The sequence below is a fragment of the Blautia sp. aa_0143 genome, from assembly GCF_004167315.1.
Taxonomy (GTDB): Bacteria; Bacillota; Clostridia; order Lachnospirales; family Lachnospiraceae; genus Blautia_A; species Blautia_A fusiformis.
The window spans coordinates 63,613-77,124 of the sequence record NZ_RCXU01000001.1 but is presented as its reverse complement, the minus strand read 5'-3'; the positions used below and the strand labels follow the sequence as shown (position 1 = coordinate 77,124).

Annotated in this window: 17 protein-coding genes; all 17 read right to left on the bottom strand. The window is 45.7% G+C overall.

Annotated elements, in window-relative coordinates:
• Nucleotides 1-17: 17 nt before the first annotated feature.
• A complete protein-coding gene (locus tag EAI83_RS00345) occupies nucleotides 18-905 on the bottom strand; it encodes a polyprenyl synthetase family protein (RefSeq protein ID WP_129974436.1) in 888 nt (295 codons plus the stop codon).
• Nucleotides 895-1,113, bottom strand: coding sequence for an exodeoxyribonuclease VII small subunit (gene xseB, locus EAI83_RS00340; RefSeq protein ID WP_021650691.1), 219 nt, complete (start codon nucleotides 1,111-1,113; stop codon nucleotides 895-897). Before xseB ends, EAI83_RS00345 begins: the two co-directional genes overlap by 11 nt.
• Nucleotides 1,113-2,318, bottom strand: a complete 1,206-nt coding sequence (gene xseA, locus EAI83_RS00335) for an exodeoxyribonuclease VII large subunit (RefSeq protein WP_129974435.1) — start codon at nucleotides 2,316-2,318, stop codon at nucleotides 1,113-1,115. Before xseA ends, xseB begins: the two co-directional genes overlap by 1 nt.
• Nucleotides 2,315-2,791, bottom strand: a complete 477-nt coding sequence (gene nusB, locus EAI83_RS00330) for a transcription antitermination factor NusB (protein WP_015524454.1) — start codon at nucleotides 2,789-2,791, stop codon at nucleotides 2,315-2,317. The genes xseA and nusB overlap by 4 nt, the downstream gene beginning before the upstream one ends.
• A gap of 32 nt (nucleotides 2,792-2,823) precedes the next feature.
• The gene (locus EAI83_RS00325) at nucleotides 2,824-3,210 is read right to left on the bottom strand and encodes an Asp23/Gls24 family envelope stress response protein (protein ID WP_015524453.1); all 387 of its coding nucleotides are present in this window, start codon (nucleotides 3,208-3,210) and stop codon (nucleotides 2,824-2,826) included.
• 80 nt (nucleotides 3,211-3,290) lie between these two features.
• Nucleotides 3,291-4,880 (bottom strand): peptide chain release factor 3, encoded by a 1,590-nt coding sequence (locus EAI83_RS00320; RefSeq protein WP_022426368.1) that lies wholly within the window; start codon nucleotides 4,878-4,880, stop codon nucleotides 3,291-3,293.
• A gap of 87 nt (nucleotides 4,881-4,967) precedes the next feature.
• Nucleotides 4,968-5,792 (bottom strand): SpoIIIAH-like family protein, encoded by an 825-nt coding sequence (locus EAI83_RS00315; RefSeq protein WP_129974434.1) that lies wholly within the window; start codon nucleotides 5,790-5,792, stop codon nucleotides 4,968-4,970.
• Nucleotides 5,793-5,803: 11 nt separating this feature from the next.
• Entirely contained in the window at nucleotides 5,804-6,118 is a 315-nt protein-coding gene (locus tag EAI83_RS00310) for a stage III sporulation protein AG (protein WP_021650696.1), read from the bottom strand.
• Nucleotides 6,084-6,656, bottom strand: coding sequence for a stage III sporulation protein AF (locus EAI83_RS00305; protein ID WP_161206330.1), 573 nt, complete (start codon nucleotides 6,654-6,656; stop codon nucleotides 6,084-6,086). Before EAI83_RS00305 ends, EAI83_RS00310 begins: the two co-directional genes overlap by 35 nt.
• Nucleotides 6,653-7,795 (bottom strand): stage III sporulation protein AE, encoded by a 1,143-nt coding sequence (locus tag EAI83_RS00300; RefSeq protein WP_129974432.1) that lies wholly within the window; start codon nucleotides 7,793-7,795, stop codon nucleotides 6,653-6,655. Before EAI83_RS00300 ends, EAI83_RS00305 begins: the two co-directional genes overlap by 4 nt.
• On the bottom strand, nucleotides 7,792-8,178 hold the full coding sequence (locus EAI83_RS00295) for a SpoIIIAC/SpoIIIAD family protein (protein WP_021650699.1): 387 nt from the start codon (nucleotides 8,176-8,178) through the stop codon (nucleotides 7,792-7,794). Before EAI83_RS00295 ends, EAI83_RS00300 begins: the two co-directional genes overlap by 4 nt.
• Nucleotides 8,179-8,193: 15 nt before the next feature.
• Nucleotides 8,194-8,388 carry a stage III sporulation protein AC gene (gene spoIIIAC / locus EAI83_RS00290; RefSeq protein WP_021650700.1) on the bottom strand — a complete coding sequence of 65 codons (195 nt, stop codon included), beginning with the start codon at nucleotides 8,386-8,388 and terminating at the stop codon, nucleotides 8,194-8,196.
• 58 nt (nucleotides 8,389-8,446) lie between these two features.
• Nucleotides 8,447-8,965, bottom strand: a complete 519-nt coding sequence (locus tag EAI83_RS00285; protein ID WP_021650701.1) for a stage III sporulation protein AB — start codon at nucleotides 8,963-8,965, stop codon at nucleotides 8,447-8,449.
• Nucleotides 8,950-9,882 carry a stage III sporulation protein AA gene (gene spoIIIAA / locus EAI83_RS00280; protein WP_015524435.1) on the bottom strand — a complete coding sequence of 311 codons (933 nt, stop codon included), beginning with the start codon at nucleotides 9,880-9,882 and terminating at the stop codon, nucleotides 8,950-8,952. The genes EAI83_RS00285 and spoIIIAA overlap by 16 nt, the downstream gene beginning before the upstream one ends.
• 84 nt (nucleotides 9,883-9,966) lie before the next feature.
• Nucleotides 9,967-11,115: a YncE family protein gene (locus tag EAI83_RS00275; RefSeq protein WP_092070438.1), complete on the bottom strand. Its 1,149-nt coding sequence runs from the start codon at nucleotides 11,113-11,115 to the stop codon at nucleotides 9,967-9,969.
• Between the two features lie 17 nt (nucleotides 11,116-11,132).
• Nucleotides 11,133-11,681, bottom strand: a complete 549-nt coding sequence (locus EAI83_RS00270; RefSeq protein WP_022426374.1) for a 4'-phosphopantetheinyl transferase family protein — start codon at nucleotides 11,679-11,681, stop codon at nucleotides 11,133-11,135.
• The gene (locus EAI83_RS00265; RefSeq protein WP_129974469.1) at nucleotides 11,678-13,504 is read right to left on the bottom strand and encodes an ATP-dependent helicase; all 1,827 of its coding nucleotides are present in this window, start codon (nucleotides 13,502-13,504) and stop codon (nucleotides 11,678-11,680) included. The genes EAI83_RS00270 and EAI83_RS00265 overlap by 4 nt, the downstream gene beginning before the upstream one ends.
• Nucleotides 13,505-13,512 lie beyond the last annotated feature (8 nt).

The window sequence follows — 13,512 nt, the reverse complement described above, 5'->3', positions numbered from 1 at the left end:
CCCTTCCTTTGTTCTTTCTATTTCCTGCGGCTGACAAGACTTTCCACAAGAAGATCCAGAAAGCCGTTCTTCCTGTCAAGGTCGTCTAAAAGTTCTACCGCATGGTCAGAAAGTTCTTTAACCCTGCTGGCTGCTGCCGGGGCTCCAACAAGGCTTACATAGGTAACCTTGTTGTTTTTTTCATCACTGTGGATCGGTTTTCCCAGTTCCTCCTGGATACTGGTCACATCAAGGATATCATCCTGGATCTGAAAAGCCAGCCCGATGTTTTCTGCAGCCTGCTCCACAATCTCAAGTTCTTTCTCAGATGCCCCTGCCAGCACAGCACCGGTCATCATGGAAGCCTCGATCAATGCGGAGGTCTTGTTTTTGTAAATATAATCCAGCATCTTGTGTTCCAGAGGTTTCCCATCATTCTCCACATCCACACTCTGTCCACCTAGCATACCGTTGATGCCGGTCTTATCTGCAATGATCCGCATGGCGGCTATCACACGGTCTTTATCCTCGGTCAGATCAAAGGCGGAAAGCATTACTTCATAAGCTCTGTTAAGGAGTGCCACACCGCTTAAAACGCCCATGGCCTCTCCGTATACTTTATGTGTGGTCAGCCTTCCCCTTCGGTAATCATCGTTATCCAGTGCAGGGAGATCATCATGGATCAACGAATGTGTATGGATCATCTCCATAGCCGCCATAAAAGGCTCACAAAGCTTATCCTTTCCTCCAAACAGCTCGTAGGTTTCCCTGATCAGGATCGGGCGGAGTCTCTTTCCACCTGCCGTCATACTGTAATTCATAGCCTCTGCCATGGTTTTTGCAAAACCGGATTCTTCCGGAAGATATTCCCGGATCACATGTTCTGCTTCTTCTGTTCTTCTTTTCAGTTCTTCTTTAAAATTCACGAAATGTCCCATCCTCATTCATCTGAAGCATCTTTTTTTCTACAGTATCCAGTCTTCCGTTCAGATCCTTTAGGAGCTCCATTCCCTGTCTGTAGAGGCGGAAAGACTCCTCAAGAGGTGTTTCTTTATCCTCCAGCTTCCGGGCAAGCAGATCAAGCTCCCCAAAAGTATCTTCTATGGATTTCTCTTCTTTCTTTGCTTCTGCCATTATCGCTCTTCCTTCCTGATGCGATCCGCAACTGCTTCTATGACTCCATCGGTTACTGCAATGGAGATCCTGTCACCTTTTTTTATCTGACTGATCTCTGTCACCGCATGTCCGCCTAAGTCGGACACAAATGCATATCCTCCATTTAGCTTTCTTAATGGAGAAAGTCCCTCAAACCGCTGGATCCATATTGCCAGTTCATGTCTTTTCTCTGTAAGCTTTTGTTTCATGGAAGAACACAGGCATTCCTCCAGCTCCGATGCATACTGACGTTTTTCACGTAGCATGGACTCCGGACTCAGATACTGGAATCTGTTCTCATAGGCCTTAAGTTTTGCGGCAAAAAGTTCTGTCTTACTGTTCATGGCACGCTGCAGACGGTCTCCGTACATATGAAAGCTCTCCAGAACACTGCGAAAATCATCCACTGCCAGCTCTGCTGCAGCAGATGGTGTAGGTGCCCGCAGGTCTGCTACAAAATCCGCAATGGTAAAATCCGTCTCATGTCCCACTGCCGAGATCACCGGTGTCCTGCACTCAAAAATAGCACGGGCAACGCTCTCCTCGTTAAAGGCCCAGAGATCTTCAATAGAGCCACCTCCACGGCCGACGATGATCACGTCCACCCCTGCTTTATCCAGCATCCGGATTCCCTTTACGATACTCTGCGCCGCTCCCTCTCCCTGCACAAGTGCCGGATAAAGGATCACCTGCAGATATGGATTCCTTCTGCCTGCAATATTGCGGATATCCTGTACTGCTGCACCAGTAGGTGCTGTCACCACGCCAAGGGTATGAATAAAATGAGGAATGGGCTGCTTATATTCCTGGGCAAACATCCCCATATCCTCAAGTTCCTGTTTCAGTGCCAGATACCGCTCATAGAGGGCACCAGCACCCTCCAGTGTGATCTCTTTTGCATAAAGCTGATAACGCCCGTCTCTCTCATATACGTCTACAATTCCGCCTGCAACTACCTTATCCCCGTCCTTCATGCGAAAAGCAAGACCCCTACGGTGTCCCGCAAACATCACACAGCTTAATGTGCCTGTTTCATCCTTCAGGGAAAAATAAATATGTCCGCTGGTATGGTATTTACAGTTGGATACCTCTCCCTTTACATAGACTTTCCGGAGAAAGTAATCCTGGGTAAACATATTTTTGACATAATGGTTTACCTGACCGACAGAATAGACATTTCTCATGCGTTCTCTTCCGGGGCTTCTGCTGCCTTCTCTTCTGTGTCAGCAGTCTCCTCCTCGTTTTTCTTTTCATCCTTCTCAGATGCGATCTTACCCAGTACTCCATTTACAAAGGAGCCGGAAGCATCTCCGCCAAATCTTTTGGCAAGTTCTACCGCTTCGTTGATAGCTACTCCTGTCGGTACGTCTGCATCATATTCCATCTCATATACTGCCAGACGAAGTGCCGCAAGATCCACACGGCTCATACGCTTTGTCTTCCATCCACGGCTTGCACTGTTCAGCTGTGCATCGATCTCTTCCAGATGTTCTTTCACATGTGCGTACTTCTTCTTCATATATTCCTGGTCCTGTTCTGAAAGTTCTCCAAGACCTTCAAAATAAAGAGAGAGCTGTTCTGTCATCTCTTCTTCTGAATTAAACTCTGTCATAAACATAAGTTTAAATACATGTTCTCTCTGTTCTCTTCTTCTCATAATTTCCTCCTAAGACGGAAAAAAGGAAAGGTTTACTTTCCTTTTTCGTTCTCCATATCCACGCTGGCAATATGAATATTTACATCTGCAACCTCAAGTCCTGTCATATTCTCAATAGCGGATTTAACCTTCTCCTGAACCTTCTTGCTTGTCTCAAGAATGTTTCTGCCATACTCGATATTCAGTGACAGATCCACGGTAACGACTCCTTCCAGAATGGTTACTCTCACGCCCTTGGACAGATTCTTCTTTCCAAGTTTACTTACCAGCTCATTGGTGATATTTCCTGCCATGGAAGCAACTCCATCCACATCTGTTGCTGCAAGTCCTGCAACGATCGCAACAACTTCATCTGCAATGTGAACTTCACCGATTCCGCCCAAATCCTGTATCTTATATGTTGTTCTTTTTTCTGCCATGGGAAACCCTCCTACGGATATAATATTTTTGTTCGTAATTTTATACTATTATATCAAAAAAAGTTATGAAATAAAAGGGCTTATTTACTGAATTCTGTCAGTACCAGATCAGGGTTTCTGTCCTCAACCATGCCAACACTCCATGCATTGACAAAGAGCAGCAACGGATTTCCCTTAAGGTCTGTGACTTTCTTCATATCAGAAGTTCCCACGATCTTATCTACTTTTACAGTCTCCTTGTTGGCAATCCAGCGGATATGCTCATATGGAAGTGTTTCCAGGCGGATATCTACATTGTACTCATTCTCCAGACGGTATTTCAGGACATCAAACTGCAGGATACCGACAACACCCACAATAATCTCCTCCATACCGGTGTTAAACTCCTGGAATATCTGGATCGCACCTTCCTGAGCGATCTGGTTGATACCTTTTACAAACTGTTTTCTCTTCATGGTATCGATCTGACGCACACGTGCGAAATGCTCCGGCGCGAAGGTCGGGATCCCCTCAAAGGCAAATTTCTTTCCAGGTGCGCAGATGGTATCTCCAATAGAAAAAATACCCGGGTCAAAGACACCGATGATATCACCTGCATAAGCCTCCTCCACAACATGACGGGATTCTGCCATCATCTGCTGCGGCTGAAGAAGTCGCATCTTCTTGTCTCCCTGCACATGATAAACCTCTTTGGTCGCATCAAACTTGCCTGAACAGATCCTCATAAATGCGATACGGTCTCTGTGAGCCTTGTTCATATTCGCCTGAATCTTAAATACAAAGGCTGAAAAATCATCACTCATAGGATCTACCGGTCCGCAGTCTGCAGTTCTCGGAAGCGGAGAAGTGGTCATCTTCAGGAAATGCTCCAGAAATGTTTCCACACCAAAGTTGGTAAGAGCAGAACCGAAAAATACCGGTGTCAGCTGTCCTTTGCTGACCTCTTCCTGAGAAAACTCCGCGCTTGCGCCATCCAGAAGCTCGATTTCTTCCATCAGCTGCTCTTTCTGCTCAGGATCCATGACCTCATCTGCACGGGGATCATTAATATCAATCTCTTCTATCACACCTTCCTTGGTGCCCTTCTGTGTATCGGAAAAGGTAAGGATCTTCTTTGTATTACGATCAAACACACCCCGGAATTTCTTACCGGAGCCGATTGGCCAGTTGATCGGACAGGTTGCAATACCAAGCTCTTTTTCGATCTCATCCAGAAGATCAAAAGTATCGTTGGCATCTCTGTCCATCTTATTGATAAAAGTAAAGATCGGAATGTGTCTCATAACACAGACCTTGAAAAGCTTACGGGTCTGTGCCTCAACACCCTTGGATCCATCGATGACCATAACTGCTGAATCCGCAGCCATCAATGTACGGTAGGTATCCTCGGAGAAATCCTGATGTCCAGGTGTATCCAGAATGTTTATACAATATCCGTCATAATGGAACTGAAGAACGGATGAAGTAACGGAAATACCTCTTTCCTTCTCGATCTCCATCCAGTCTGATACTGCATGGCGGGCCGTAGCCTTACCCTTTACACTTCCGGCCAGATTGATGGCCCCTCCATACAGCAGAAATTTTTCTGTTAATGTTGTTTTACCAGCATCCGGATGAGAGATGATGGCAAATGTTCTTCTTTTTTCTATTTCTTTCGTATACTTCGACACGTGAGCCTCCTGTATATTCTCTGATATCTCTATTTTACTATAACCTTTCCTATTCTAGTATAGACAAGGCTTTGCTGTCAAGGCAATTCAGTCGTAAATTCCCTCTGTATCAATAGTCTGATCGTTCTGGATATCTGCAGCCGTCTCTGCGTCCTCAGATGTTTGATCCGCCGGATCGCTTTCCACAGATGCAGCGGTATCCTGCACCTCATCACCTGTACTTTCCGCATTATCCTCTGCACCTCCCGTATTTTTTTCAGCTTCATCTGCAGTATTTATGACATCCGATGCATTTTTACTTTGACTCAGAGGCGTGATCACAATGCTCTCTGCTGCCACACCGGTTTTCCTCTTTACAATATCCTCGATCTGTGCACGTTTTGCATCCTCCAGATCTGCATCCGGCACCACAACATCCGCAGTTTCACCCGTCAGATTTACGATCACATTTTCAAAGCCCTTCGCCTCCAGAAGAAGCTCTGCAGCCGCCTCTTTTTCTGTAAGATCTGTCATGGAAACCATTGTGTTAATGGCATTCTGTTTTTCCTCATCACTGATGTCTTTATTACTGATGATTGCCTGCAGGTCCGCTTTGTTCTGGGAACGCACCTGCTCCCTGCTGACTTTTGCCTGTGCTGCAAAATCCGAAGCACCGGTAAGTACGGCCTCGCCCGGAGATGCGGTATCCATCACCTCCGACTGGGTTGTGCCATCTGCCCCGTTCTCATCCAGAAGGGCTGTTTCATCGGTCAGATCATAATCCACGTCATCCAGGATACTGCTGCTGTCTGTACTCGTCTCCTTATCCTTAAATCCCAGATCCACATCTGCGAAATTCAGATATCCGGCCACAGCAATGAGAATGGCCAGCGAGGTGATGATTACCTGATTTTTCTTCATGATCTTTTTCACTTCTACTCTCCTCATTTCATTTTCATTATTCTAATTTTATTAGCGTCGATCTGAAATAATGCCATAATTGCCTGCTGAATATTCTGGACTGTCACTGCGCTGCCTGCTCCCTGGGCCGCCACCAGTACACCGGTAACTTCATTTTTGCTGCTTATGGAAAAGTTTTCCGTATTTCCCTCATCCCCGGTCATAATGATCACTTCCACTTCTCCGACTCCTTCCACATTAGAAAGCAGTTCCTCAAGGCGGCTCTCCAGGCGGGTTTTCTCCGCATTCTGATCCTCTGCTGTTTTACTGTTCTTTCGGGTTACCGGAAGTCCTGCCACCAGAAGAAGGATTCCCAGAAGAAGGAAAACTCCCCACTCCTTCCATCCCATCCTCAGAAGCCAGGATCTGATACTGTCCTTTCCTGAGTCCGCAGATTCTTTCGAGCTCATTTTTCACCGCCTCCCTCTGTTTTTCTGTGACTGTTCCATAAAGTGTTATGGTCAGCTGAAGCTCTTTCTCCAGATCTACTTCTGTTTTTGCCGAAAAAACCCCTTCTTTCCTGAGGATACCCTGAACCTGATCCTTCAACTCCTGTTCATATGCTCCTTTAAGAAATGTTTCCCTTATTCCTTCTGCTTCTGTCTCCATACGTACCTGTTCTTCTCTCCCATAATTATTGCTGAATCCGGACAGAAGTTCTTCACTTTTTCCCACTACGGCAAATATAGGTGTACAGATCAAAAGCACCAACAGAAGCCCCATAAACAGCCGTATATACTGCTCATAACGCTTATCAGGCAGAATATGCAGAAGTGCTGTAGTAAGTACATGAAAAAAAGCCAGGCTTTTCATCCACTGATAAAGTTCTGTTCTCATCCCAAGCCTCCTCCTGCCATCAGGATCAGAAATGTAAGCATACATAAAATTTCCGCAGTAAACAGGATTCTCATCAGAAGTGCACATCCCTCTGCCATGGTACCAAAGGCTTCTACCAGCCGTTTGTCTGATACAGGCTGCGCCGCAGCCGCCAGAAAGCGATAGGTCAGTGACAAAAGTCCATATCGGACCAATGGCCCCGCCCCCACCGCCAGGATCACCAGTAAAAGCGCAATGCCCAGACTGTTTCTTACAAGAACAGCTGTGGTAAGGACCAGTTCCGTAACTGCATTTACCGCGCTCCCGATCCCAGGAAGAGCACCGGCAGTTTTTCCCACAGCACTCCGCTTCAGAGAATCCATTACCGGAGCTACAAGCCCACGCACCACCTGCAGTCCTGCTGCCACTCCAAGTAATGTCCGAAGCCCCCAGGAGATCACCGTCTCGATCAGCTCAGCCATTTTTCCCAGCATTTCTTCCCTGGAAAGATGATTTACAAATTTCAGAAGAATATATAAACTCACTCCGGGAAGCAGTACTCGTTCCAGGATCCATTGAAAAAGCCACACCAGAAGCAATACTCCCTGATAAAAAGCAGCTGCACTGGATGCACCTGACGCTGCTGCCACTGCCATAAAATACACCGGTGAGAGTTCCTTCATAAACTCCGTGATCCACGCAAGCATTGAAAGCAATGATGCACTCAAACCGGAAAAACTGTTCATCAGAAGAGTAAAAACAAGAAGATACACCACATAAAAACTGATCTCTCCCACCTGCCCGTTATCAAAGGCACCGGCAAACCCGGAAAAAACGGCAGCGAACAACAGCAGAAGCAGCAACTTCACGATCAGCTCTTTTTCTCTTTCAATACCGTAAAAAAGGAGACTGTGCAAAAATTCCCGCACACTCTCCTCCGAAAGCACCTCTTCCCCTGACAACAGTCTGTGAAACGCTTCTGTAACAGAAAATGTTTTTTCTCCAAGCATCTCATCTACCATGGACTGCAGGTCGGTAAGCTCCATCTGATCTGTGATCTGTTGTTCCGCCGAAGAAGCATAAACGATCACACCGCCAAAACAGCTTATAACTACAGCCAGAAACAGGGCTGCACAAATCTCTGACCAATATCTTTTCATGCAAGAAATCCCTGTATGGTATCCAGCAGTGCCAGAAGAACCGGCATACTTAAAACCATTACAGATAACCGGCAGAACAGTTCGATCTGTGCACCAGTGGAGGAATATCCTGCATCTCTGCATATACCGGATGAAAATTGTCCGATATAGGTGATCCCGATCATCTTCAGCAAAGTAGTAATATAGCTTCCATCAATCGGAAGACTCTGTTTCAGTCTCTCCAGAGACTGGAACAGATAGCTGATCTTCCCTACCGCTAATCCCAGTATCACAAGACCTATTCCCATCGTAACAAGGCTTACATACTCCGGTGCGCGGTCTTTCAGAAGAATCCCCAGAAGAACCCCTGCCGCTCCCAGAACAGAAATCTTCAGAATATCCACGGTTCTTTCCCTCCCCTACAGTACAAAAAGCTGCTGGATATTTTTAAAAAGCTCATAAATATACGGCACGATCCAGAACAGTACTAAAAGAAGTCCTGAAAAACTCACCAGAAAAGCCTGTTCCTCCCTTCCGCTATGTTTCAGGATCTGAGAAAGAACAGAGACCAGGATCCCTACTGCACCGATCTTAAATATGATACTGACCTCCAAATGATCCCTCCTTTTCTTCTGAAAGCCTGTCCTTCTTACTACTGTCTGATAAACAATACTATACCAGGAGAACCGCAAGCAGCAGGCCTCCAAGAATCCCAATTCCCTGGTACAGTTTTTTCTTTCCGGAAACCTCCGCTTTCCGCTTCAATATCTCTGCTTCCAGATTATTTTCATACAGGGAAAGCTGTCGCATCTGCATTTCCAGATCCATATAGCCCAGATATTCTCCGAAAGAAAAAAAAGCGTCCTTTTCCCCATGGGTAAGGCAGCTTTTTTTCAGGGCGCTTTCCGCACATTCCCTGCATATCTGTGAAAGTTTTTCTCCTGTTCCCGCTTTCATCCTGTCCGCGGCACTGATGAGAAACTCTCTGTATTTTCCATTCATTCTTCCTGCTGCTCCATAAAAAGCATCCGGCAGTGATGCATTCCCGCAGCGGATCTCGCCTTTCAGGCAGATCACCATCTGAAGCAGTTTTTCCAGTATACGAATCTGCTCCGAAAGTCTCATACTTCCGGAAAATCCCATTCCGGCTCCTGCCGCCACTACCAGAATACAGCCTACAATCCGGTACATAGGCATTTCCCATTTTCATCATAGATTCCTTCCACGATTCCTGCACGTTCATGCTTTCCCAGAAAAATATATCTCTGGAAAACCCGCGCTTCCCACAATTTCCGGAAAAACGGCTGGGATAATGTTTCTTCCATGGAAGCTCCATGTGCAGTTGCGATCAGACGACATCCACAGTGGATAACTGATTCCACAGCCTTGAAATCTTCTTCTTTTCCAAGTTCATCCACAGCAACCACAACCGGCGACATTGACCGGATCAGCATCTGCATCCCTTCTGCTTTCGGACAGCCGTCCAGGATATCCGTACGCATTCCAAGGTCATTCTGAGGGATCCCCTGATAGCATCCGGCCAGCTCACTGCGCTCATCGACTACTCCTACCGTAACACCGGAAATATTTCCCCATCCATTACTCATCTGCCGGATGATATCCCGAAGAAGCGTGGTCTTCCCACATCTGGGCGGAGAAACGATCAAGGTATGCATGATCTGCTCTCTTGTCTGGATATATGGCAGCACTTCTTCTGCACATCCCTGGATCTCATGTGCCAGACGGACATTGATGCAGGAAATATATTTCATCCCACGGATACGGTTTCCGTCCAGGATCACCTTTCCGGTAACTCCTACACGGTGCCCACCCTGTACACTCAAAAACCCCTGGCGAATCTCATCTTCATAAGCATACAGGGAATAGCCGCTGACATACTCCAGTGTTTCCTTAAGATCCTCCCGCGTAACCAGATAAGGTTCTGTATCTTTTTGCCGGAGGAAACATTCTCCCCCATCATAAGTGAGGAACAGAGGTCTTCCCACGCGGAGACGTATCTCATATAATTTATCATAATCAAGGTCTGCATCCACCAGAAGCTGGCGGACATTACTGGCAAACAGGTTCTGGATCTGGTTTGCGTCCATGTTTTCACCTCTTACACTTAAATATATTGCGGACATGCCGGATTTAGTACCTGTTGTCTTTTTTGATGCTCTCTCGTTTTTTCTTTATTCCGACAGAAAAAAAAGACTTTCTTCTTCGTCATAGGTCTCCATCTTCGAAAGATTCAGCTTCAGGACCCGATCCACAATATTTACGGAGGACGCACGGTATGCATAGGCACAGGATTCAAACATCACATAAAGACTGTCACCCTCCACCACGATCTGTTCCAGTCGTTCCGGAAAACGATAAGTTCTGGCAGAATTCTCGTTTACATACAAACGCTTATCGGATTGTTCATAAAACACCAGCCTGGATGGCAGGATTCCAAAAGAATGAGAGATCAAAAGCTTATCATTATAAAAAGCAATTCCCTGAACCTGCTCCGATATGGTGGAATAATCCAACGGAACTGCCATTTCAAAATCCATGCCCAGTTTCTCGTCCATGGTATTGATCAGTTTTCCCTCTTCGTCAACTCCGTATCGTGCAATTACACTTTCGTTATATTTTTCAAAGCAGCCTACATACAGACATCCCTTATAAAAGGTCATAAAAGAATCTCTCACGATCCCATAAAGACTGACTATCTGGAAAGTATCCACCGGCAGATGGCTGTCATCATAATCGTAGGCTTCTATTGTATCCATCTTTATACTCACTGCCTGTGCGATCCCATTGATATTGGAGGAACACCATAATAACTTATGCTCCGGGTCATAGGCAAGTCCTCCCACATGAGGCTGTCCAGGCAGTATCACTTCTTTAATAAAATTATGATTTTCCTTATCGATCACATAAATGACCGAATTATGTTTCTGTGTGCTGCAGTAAGCGCTGACCAGCACATAATCCTCTGTAACCGCCAGTCCCTGAGGCGTCATGGATGTACACATGGCAGGAGTGGCACCCTTTTTTGTGAGCAGCGTCCTGGTATTCTTCAGCCCGGGAATGACATATGTTCCATATTCCTTCTCTTTTTCTCTCCCATCAAAGGCAAAATAAGAAAAATCCTCTTTCTGGGAAAGCATCTGTTTCTGTCCCCGCAGTGTATACACTGCAGCACCTCGGTTTGTCACCACAGCTTTTGTGGGCAGCTCCGTTTTTGCACGGTAAACAAATGCATATAAAAAATAACATATGCACAGCACAAAAACAACTGCCAGGATCTTCAGAATGAAAATCCTGAAGCTGCGTTTCATCTCTTTGTTCATTTCATCGTCTCTATTTGCTATTTCAAAATGATGTCTTCGTATTCAAATCGTAATTCCAGGCTGTCCCTGGACCAGATTGCACCACTGTATCCCGGTTCCAGCTCCAGCATTATGTAATTTCCCTTATCCATGGAAATCGTACGCAGATCCCTGGACAGTCCCTCTCCGGTCCATTTGATATATGCCTCTCTCAAAACCCACTGGGCAAAAAAGGCTTTCTCCATATCATCTGCATCCAGGATTTCCCGTATCATATCTGCCGGCACCATTCTTTCAAGGAGCCGTTCGTAATTTACCTTCTTGTGGATCTGCACATCAATGCCCACCTCTTCTCCGGCAAACAGACACATCACATATTTTCCGGAATGTGTGATATTATAATGAATTCTTGGAAGCAGGGTAAAAAACGGTTTCCCATGTTCCCCCTTTGACCGAGGCTCAAAAGCAAGCTTTCGTCCAAATTCCCGCTCAAGTCCGATTTCCAGAAGTTTTTCCCCGATCATATGCTCCATATTCTTGCTGTTATATTCATCTCTGATCTTCGTATAATAAATAATCCCATTCATAATCCGGCCTCCTCAAGAAAACGGGACGGTTCCCGTTCCTTCTCATACTGCTGTCTTACATAATACAGGCAGAGTTTCTTCTTTGCCCGTGTCATACCAACGTAGAAAAGCCTCCGTTCTTCCTCCAGATGTGCCTCCAGGACTGCCTTCCGATAAGGCATGCTGCCTTCATTTACATTCATGATATATACATTGTCATATTCCAGACCTTTGACCGCATGAAGAGTGGATATCACCACTCCTTCCCGTTTCACATCCTGTTTCTTCGCCTGTTCTTCAAGCTTTCTGGTATACTCGTCCATATAGGCCATCCATTCTTCCAATGTTTTCATTCCTCTGGCACTTTCATGGATCCGGTTCAGGGTTTCCATAAGCTCTTCCGGTTTTATTTTACGATACCTTGCATATTCCTGCAAGTATTCTTCGTATCCCATGCCATTCCGGATAAAATTAATGGCTGCATAAGGGGCCATAGTCTTTAAGATCCGAAGATGTGTCTCCATCGTTGTGATCCTGTCACACATCCAGTCTTTGTCTTTGTAAAACTCTCCCAATGCTTTAAAATCAACGTTTTTTTCTGTCAGAGCATCTCTGGCTATGTATCGGTTTGGCCGGTTCATGATCTCCAGAAATGTACTGCGGCTCCGGTCTCCTTCTGCCATTTTCAAATAAGCGATCATATTCCGGCAGATCCAGTGTCGGAACAGGTTGGGCAGTTTTTCCTTCATAGTGAAAGGAACCCCATACTCCATCAACGCAGCGACCAGTCCTTCGGCTTCCTGATTAGTCCTGAAAAGCAGCGCTGTATCTTCAATATTATCCCCTTCTTCCATCCGATTCCGCAGCAGGCCTGCAACTGCCATATATTCGTCTCTGGGATTTCGAAATTCTTTTATCTGCACCGGCTCTCCCGGTTCATTTGGTGTGGAAAGTTTTTTCACATAACGGTTTTCATTATGATCGATCACCTTCATGGCTGTATCCAAGATATTTCCACTGCACCGGTAATTGATATTCAGGATCACCGTCTCCGCATTTTTAAAATCTTCCGGGAAATTCAGCATGATCTCCGGGTGAGCGCCGCGGAAATGATAGATAGACTGATCATCGTCTCCCACCACAAACAGATTGTTCTCCGGTGCTGCCAGCATCTTCACGATATCATACTGAAGATGATTGATATCCTGAAACTCATCCACCAGAATATAGTGAAACTTCTTCTGCCATGCAGATAGGATATCTTTTCGCTTTTTCAGAAGTTCATAACAGCTTAACAGCATATCATCAAAGTCAAGTTTTCTTCTTTCATTCAGGACTTTTCGATATCCCTGAAAAATCTGTCGGAATACTTCATCCGGGCAGCAGGAAGAATAATAATGTTCCAGAGAGATCCTTCCACCTTTTACAACACTGATCTCCTTGGCAATATCTTCCACAAAATCCCCTTCCTGGGACTGTTCTGCAGCACAGTTTACCACCAGTTCTCTTAAGATCGCATATTTTTCTTCTTCTGACAGGATATTTCCTCCATTCAGACCATAAGCCTGTTTGAGGATCCCGTAAAACACTCCGTGAAAAGTCCCGAAAGTAACGCCGGTTCGCTGAACACTGGTAAATTTCAGAAACCGTTCTTTCATTTCCACTGCTGCTGCCCTGGAAAAAGTCACAACAAGAACAGAGGAAGCCGGTATCTTCCCTTCCTGGATCATATGTGCTGTTCTTTCTACTATGACGGAAGTTTTCCCCGAACCGGGGCCTGCCAGAACCATCATAGGTCCTGACAGGTGGGCGATTGCCCTTTTCTGAGATGGATTTCGTTTCATAACTGGAT